This is a genomic window from Klebsiella sp. CN_Kp088 (assembly GCF_040064335.1).
GTDB lineage: Bacteria > Pseudomonadota > Gammaproteobacteria > Enterobacterales > Enterobacteriaceae > Klebsiella > Klebsiella aerogenes.
Genome location: NZ_JBEAIQ010000034.1, coordinates 77,894 through 84,490, shown reverse-complemented (window position 1 = coordinate 84,490; position 6,597 = coordinate 77,894). Strand labels below are relative to the sequence as shown.

Sequence of the window (6,597 nt, the reverse complement as noted above, 5' to 3'; positions counted from 1 at the left end):
CTGCCTGTCACGCAGGGGGTCGCGGGTTCGAGTCCCGTCCGTTCCGCCACTTATTTATATTAAGCCTGCTATATTAGCGGGCTTAATAGCGAGAAAGATTTAGGGGCGTAGCTCAGTTGGTAGAGCACCGGTCTCCAAAACCGGGTGTCGCGAGTTCGAGTCTCTCCGCCCCTGCCATATATAATCCTTTGCTTCGGCAAAGGATTTTTTTTGTCTTTAATTTCTCCCATCACTCTGCCTTTCCAGTTTTTTAGCCACTCCATCCATGGAGTCAGATCGCTATTCCAGGATGCTGCTTTTCAGGATCTCGCGAATATGTGCCTGCTTATCGCTATTTTGTAGCCAAATGGCATACAGAGGACGTGAAAGGGTCGCGCTATCGGTCACCGTGTGCAAGCCGGTTTTCTGCTGTGCCCAACTAACGGGTAACCAGGTACAACCATTCAAGGTAGTGAGCTGTTGATAAGCCAGTTCTGCGGAGCTCGTCGTCAGTAGCGGTACATCATCGCTGCCGATCAAACCCACTTCGTTTTGCTGGAAGTCCGGTCCCCATTCCAGCCGCAGGTAGTTCAAATCATTCTTATTTTTTCCCGGCGCGGCACAATAGAGCGCCAGGGTGAAATGACCCAATAACTGGCTGCTTAATTCATCCATCTTCGGTGATTCTGTGGTGATCAGGAGATCGAGCTGGCGTTCATGCAACTGCTTCACTAATGACTGGCGTTGAGCTATCCGGGCCTCAAATTGCAGATTATAGGGATCTTTGTAGAGCGTCCCCAGCCAACCGTTCAATAGGCATTCCCATAGCGACGCGCTGGCGCCGATCGAAAACTCATTATGGCGAGAAGAGTGGGCAACCTCCTTACGCGCGGCCTGCCAGGTATTCATCAACGTTTCGGCATAGGGCAACAGTTTCTCACCGGCTGACGTCAGGCGAATATTGTTACGATGGCGGGTGAATAAATTTACGCCCAGCTGGTTCTCCAACTGACGAATGCGGAAGCTAACCGCTGATTGTGTTAAATAAAGCGCTTCCGCTGCCCGCCCAAAGTGGCGAGTTCTGCTCACTTCAAGGAAAGTTTTGAGCAATTCCGTGTCCACACTCTTCTCCGCAAAATTATTTGTCGTGATGATTTAAATGTTTTGTTTGACGCTCTGTCAAGCGTAACTAATACTCCGCGCCATAAATAGCTCGGCCAAAGAATCAGGAGCGTGTAGGATGGCGGAAAGCTTTACGACGACTAATCGTTTTTTCGACAATAAAAATTATCCACGCGGGTTCTCCCGTCACGGTGATTTCACCATCAAAGAGGCGCAACTGCTTGAACGTCATGGTTACGCCTTTAATGAGCTGGAATTGGGCAAACGCGAGCCTGTTACCGAAGATGAAAAACAATTCGTTGCGGTATGCCACGGCGAACGTGAGCCGGTGACCGAAGCGGAACGCGTTTGGATTAAGTATATGGCGCGAATCAAACGTCCGAAGCGTTTTCACACCTTATCTGGCGGTAAGCCGCAGGTTGAAGGCGCTGAAGACTACACTGAAAGCGACGATTAAAAAAAAGGGCGAAAGCCCTTTTTTTATGCCATCAGCGTCTGCAGGTGATTTAACATACGGTCGATAGCCCGGTAGCTTAGCGCCTCCTGCAAATGATGACGTTCGATATCCCTATCCTCATTAAGATCGGCGATAGTACGCGCAACTTTCAGTAAACGTTGCCATGCGCGGATTGAAAGCCCTAATAGTGAGAGCGTCTGTTCCAGCCATATCGCGTCGTCTTCTTTCAGCTTGCACCAGACTTTTATCTCCCCGCTGTCCAGTTGTGCATTAAGTTTATTCTGCCGTGCGAGCTGTCTGTCGCGCGCCGCGAATATCCGTAGACGAATGGTGGCGCTTCGCTCTTCGCCAACGCCACCCCGGCTTAATACGCCCGGTGGAGGGAGTGGAATCTCAAGCGAGAGATCGAAGCGGTCGAGAAATGGCCCTGACAATCGGCCCAGGTAGCGCAGGGTCTGTTCCGGTGTGGCCCGATTATGCTGACCCTGGTAATGTCCTGTTGGGCTGGGATTCATGGCGGCAATCAACTGAAATCGCGCAGGATAGTCAATCTTAGCCCGAGTGCGGGAAAGATGAATTTTTCCTGATTCAATGGGCTCTCGTAGTGCATCCAGAACCCGACGCTCGAATTCAGGTAGTTCATCAAGAAACAGAATACCGTTATGCGCCAGGGAGATCTCCCCAGGGGCAGGGATTGAGCCGCCGCCGACCATCGCCGTTAGCGAAGCGCTGTGGTGAGGGGCGCGAAAAGGCCGCCGACGCCACTGACGCGTAACGTAATGAGCATTGACGAGGCTGAGGATAGCCGCGCTTTCCAGCGCTTCCTGGTTGCTTAGGGGCGGTAAAAGCCCCGGCAAACGGCTGGCGAGCATCGTCTTCCCTGTACCCGGTGGACCCATCAAGAGTAAATTGTGACCGCCAGCTGCGACTATCTCCAACGCGCGTTTTCCCTGCTGTTGGCCAATGACATCGCCGAGATCGTCATAATCGTCCTCTCCCGCAGTTATTTCACCAGTCGGCGGCTGCAGAATATGTTTCCCTTCCAGGAACGCACAGACTTCCTGCAGGTGCCCTGCTATAAGGCACTCATTGCCGTTAATCAAGCCGACCTCTTCGGCGTTATCTCCAGCAACGACAATCTGCCTCCCGACTTTTATCGCTTCCATAGCGCTGGATATTGCCCCAGGAACGCCGCGTAATGCGCCTGTAAGCGCTAATTCGCCAATAAACTCATACTGATTAAGTTTTGGGGCGGCAAGCTGCTGCGAAGCGACCAGGAGCGCGAGAGCGATAGGTAAATCATATCTCCCGCCCTCTTTCGGCAGATCGGCTGGGGCAAGGTTTATGGTTATCTTCTTTGCCGGAAAGCTGTAGCCGCTGTTAATAATGGCGCTACGTACCCGATCGCGGGCTTCCTTTACCGTGGTTTCCGGCAGGCCGACCATCGTCAAACCAGGGAGTCCGTTGCTGATATGGACTTCGACGGTAATTAGCGGCGCGCTGACCCCGAGCGCCGCGCGGGTATAGACAATTGCGAGTGACATAACGCCTCCTGAGCGGAATGATTATGTCTATTCATAGAGTTTCATGAACCTGGGAATATTTAACTTTACGACGCCTGTTCCAGACAATTGTCTGCAAAGTTTTGCATTTTTATTATCTTGCGAGGACATACGCAAATCCGTCATGACGCCGTTTTGATGCCGTAAAACATGGATGCAAACGCGAGAATAAACTGAATTTTTTTCATTTTATTTTTTTCTTTTTAAAAACAACTGGTTTAATAAAAATCGTTAGCAAGATCAGAAAATGGAACATAAAAAAATCTTGTGCTTAATGTGATGTCTGTGGTAACTCTTTAGGTATTCCTTCGAACAAGAAGCCAGAAAGAACAGAAAATGACAGCCCTTCTACGAGTGATTAGCCTGGTCGTGATTAGCGTGGTGGTGATTATTATCCCACCGTGCGGGGCTGCACTTGGACGAGGAAAGGCTTAGAAATCAAGCCTTAACGAACTAAGACCCCCGCACCGAAAGGTCCGGGGGTTTTTTTATAACTTAAAAAACATAAGCGAGGAGCAGAAGATGAGTTTTAGCATAAAATTCTGTTTCTCCCGATCTATGACGGGGAAGTAACTATGAACGGGGCGCAGTGGGTGGTACATGCTTTGCGAACACAGGGGGTCGACACGGTATTTGGCTATCCGGGTGGCGCGATTATGCCGGTTTACGATGCTTTGTATGACGGCGGCGTGGAACACCTGCTGTGTCGGCACGAGCAAGGCGCCGCAATGGCCGCCATCGGTTATGCCCGCGCGACCGGCAAAACTGGTGTTTGCATCGCCACTTCCGGCCCTGGCGCCACCAACCTGATCACCGGTTTGGCTGACGCGTTACTTGATTCTGTACCTGTTGTCGCCATCACCGGTCAAGTGGCGGCGCCGTTTATCGGCACCGATGCTTTTCAGGAAGTGGACGTTCTCGGTTTGTCGCTGGCCTGCACCAAACACAGTTTCCTCGTGCAGTCGTTGGAAGAGCTGCCGCGCGTCATTGCGGAAGCTTTCCAGGTGGCAAACTCAGGCCGTCCTGGCCCGGTACTGGTTGATATCCCGAAGGACATCCAGCTGGCTAAAGGGGAATTAGATCCGCATTTCTCCACCGTCCCTGATGATGTTGAGTTCCCGCACATACAAGTCGAGCAGGCGTTAGCGATGCTTGCGCAGTCCCACAAGCCAATGCTGTACGTGGGCGGCGGTGTTGGAATGGCACAGGCGGTACCGGCCGTGCGCGAATTTCTGGCGGTGACGCAGATGCCGGTAACCTGCACTCTGAAAGGGTTGGGCGCCGTCGCCGCGGATTATCCGTATTACCTTGGCATGCTGGGTATGCACGGAACCAAGGCAGCAAACCTGGCGGTGCAGGAGTGCGATTTATTAATCGCCGTCGGCGCCCGTTTTGATGACCGGGTTACCGGCAAGCTGAATACCTTTGCCCCGCACGCCAAAGTAATCCATATGGATATTGACCCGGCTGAGCTGAACAAACTGCGCCAGGCACACGTCGCCTTAACCGGAGATTTAAACGCCATGCTGCCGGCGTTGCAGCAGCCGTTGGCCATCGATGCGTGGCGCGAGCGCAACGCGCAGCTGCGCGCGGAGCACGCCTGGCGTTACGATCATCCCGGCGAGGCAATCTACGCGCCGCTGTTGCTCAAGCAGCTTTCCGATCGCAAACCGGCGGATTGCGTCGTGACGACCGATGTCGGCCAGCACCAAATGTGGTCGGCCCAGCACATGACCTATACCCGCCCGGAAAACTTCATCACTTCCAGCGGCCTCGGCACCATGGGTTTTGGTCTGCCGGCAGCCGTTGGCGCGCAGGTGGCTCGCCCGGACGATACGGTTATCTGTATCTCCGGCGATGGCTCTTTCATGATGAACGTGCAGGAGCTGGGCACCGTTAAGCGCAAGCAATTACCGTTGAAAATCGTGCTGCTGGATAACCAACGTTTAGGCATGGTTCGCCAGTGGCAGCAGCTGTTTTTCCAGGAGCGTTACAGCGAAACCACGCTTACCGATAATCCTGATTTTCTTACGCTGGCCAGCGCTTTTGGCATTCCAGGCCAGCACATCACCCGTAAAGACCAGGTTGAAGCGGCACTCGACACCATGCTTTCGAGCCAGGGGCCATACCTGCTTCATGTCTCAATCGATGAACTTGAGAATGTCTGGCCGTTGGTGCCGCCCGGCGCCAGTAATGCAGAAATGCTGGAGAAATTATCATGATGCAACATCAGGTCGCTTTACAGGCTCGCTTCAACCCCGAAACCTTAGAACGCGTGCTGCGCGTGGTGCGCCATCGCGGTTTTCAAATTTGCTCAATGAATATGGAAACCGCGTCGGATGCGCAAAACATAAATATCGAGCTGACCGTTGCCAGCCAGCGGCCCGTCGAATTACTGTTTAGTCAGTTACGCAAACTGGTCGACGTCGCCTGCGTCGAGATCCAGCAACCCACATCACAACAAATCCGCGCCTGAGCGCAGAGGAATAAAAACAATGACGACGAAGAAAGCTGATTACATTTGGTTCAATGGCGAGATGACCCCATGGGGCGAGGCGAAAGTACACGTCATGTCCCACGCGTTGCACTACGGGACTTCGGTATTCGAAGGTATCCGCTGCTACGATTCTCACAAAGGGCCAGTGGTGTTCCGCCATCGTGAACACATGCAGCGTCTGCATGATTCAGCCAAAATCTACCGTTTCCCGGTTTCTCAGAGCGTTGACGAGCTGATGGAAGCCTGCCGCGAAGTTATCCGTACCAATAAACTGACCAGCGCTTATATCCGTCCGCTGGTGTTTGTTGGCGATGTTGGCATGGGCGTTAACCCGCCGGACGGTTACAAAACCGACGTTATCATCGCGGCGTTCCCGTGGGGTGCATACCTTGGCGCAGAAGCGCTGGAGCAGGGGATCGATGCGATGGTTTCTTCCTGGAACCGCGCGGCGCCAAACACCATCCCAACCGCAGCGAAAGCGGGCGGCAACTATCTCTCCTCTCTGCTGGTCGGCAGCGAGGCGCGTCGTCACGGTTATCAGGAAGGTATCGCGCTGGACGTTAACGGCTATATCTCCGAAGGCGCAGGCGAAAACCTGTTTGAGGTGAAAGATGGCGTGCTGTTTACTCCGCCGTTTACCTCTTCCGCGCTGCCGGGTATCACCCGCGACGCCATCATCAAACTGGCGAAAGATCTCGGTATCGAAGTCCGCGAGCAGGTGCTGTCCCGCGAATCTCTGTACCTCGCGGATGAAGTGTTCATGTCCGGTACCGCTGCGGAAATCACGCCGGTACGCAGCGTTGACGGTATCCAGGTTGGCGCAGGCCGCCGTGGCCCGGTGACCAAACGCATTCAGGAAGCCTTCTTTGGCCTCTTCACCGGTGAAACGGAAGATAAATGGGGTTGGCTGGATCCGGTTAGTAAGTGATTAAAAATGGGACGGCACGCACCGTCCCATTGCATAAACAGAGATGGGAGTA

7 protein-coding genes and 1 tRNA gene are annotated in these 6,597 nt (G+C 53.4%); 6 read left to right on the top strand and 2 right to left on the bottom strand.

Translation table 11 applies throughout. From position 1 onward, the window contains the following. Positions 1–101: 101 nt before the first annotated feature. Positions 102–177, top strand: a tRNA-Trp gene (locus ABLV08_RS21560). A 102-nt stretch (positions 178–279) separates the two neighbouring features. Here ABLV08_RS21560 and hdfR read toward each other — a convergent pair. Beyond that, on the bottom strand, positions 280–1,101 hold the full coding sequence (gene hdfR / locus ABLV08_RS21555; protein ID WP_015703960.1) for an HTH-type transcriptional regulator HdfR: 822 nt from the start codon (positions 1,099–1,101) through the stop codon (positions 280–282). A 118-nt stretch (positions 1,102–1,219) separates the two neighbouring features. On the opposite strand from hdfR, the gene ABLV08_RS21550 reads away from it, so the two are divergent. Next, positions 1,220–1,558 carry a DUF413 domain-containing protein gene (locus tag ABLV08_RS21550; RefSeq protein WP_015368901.1) on the top strand — a complete coding sequence of 113 codons (339 nt, stop codon included), beginning with the start codon at positions 1,220–1,222 and terminating at the stop codon, positions 1,556–1,558. Positions 1,559–1,581: 23 nt separating this feature from the next. Here ABLV08_RS21550 and ABLV08_RS21545 read toward each other — a convergent pair whose 3' ends face one another. Then, the gene (locus ABLV08_RS21545) at positions 1,582–3,102 is read right to left on the bottom strand and encodes a YifB family Mg chelatase-like AAA ATPase (RefSeq protein ID WP_047052963.1); all 1,521 of its coding nucleotides are present in this window, start codon (positions 3,100–3,102) and stop codon (positions 1,582–1,584) included. A 354-nt stretch (positions 3,103–3,456) separates the two neighbouring features. On the opposite strand from ABLV08_RS21545, the gene ilvL reads away from it, so the two are divergent. The 4 genes from ilvL (at position 3,457) to ABLV08_RS21525 (ending at position 6,545) form a co-directional block, all read left to right on the top strand. Continuing rightward, positions 3,457–3,555, top strand: coding sequence for an ilv operon leader peptide (gene ilvL, locus ABLV08_RS21540; RefSeq protein WP_001311244.1), 99 nt, complete (start codon positions 3,457–3,459; stop codon positions 3,553–3,555). A gap of 140 nt (positions 3,556–3,695) precedes the next feature. Continuing rightward, on the top strand, positions 3,696–5,342 hold the full coding sequence (gene ilvG, locus ABLV08_RS21535) for an acetolactate synthase 2 catalytic subunit (RefSeq protein WP_234276547.1): 1,647 nt from the start codon (positions 3,696–3,698) through the stop codon (positions 5,340–5,342). Continuing rightward, the gene (ilvM, locus tag ABLV08_RS21530; protein WP_015368897.1) at positions 5,339–5,596 is read left to right on the top strand and encodes an acetolactate synthase 2 small subunit; all 258 of its coding nucleotides are present in this window, start codon (positions 5,339–5,341) and stop codon (positions 5,594–5,596) included. Before ilvG ends, ilvM begins: the two co-directional genes overlap by 4 nt. A 19-nt stretch (positions 5,597–5,615) precedes the next feature. Further along, positions 5,616–6,545 (top strand): branched-chain amino acid transaminase, encoded by a 930-nt coding sequence (locus ABLV08_RS21525; protein WP_008807980.1) that lies wholly within the window; start codon positions 5,616–5,618, stop codon positions 6,543–6,545. Positions 6,546–6,597: the final 52 nt, after the last annotated feature.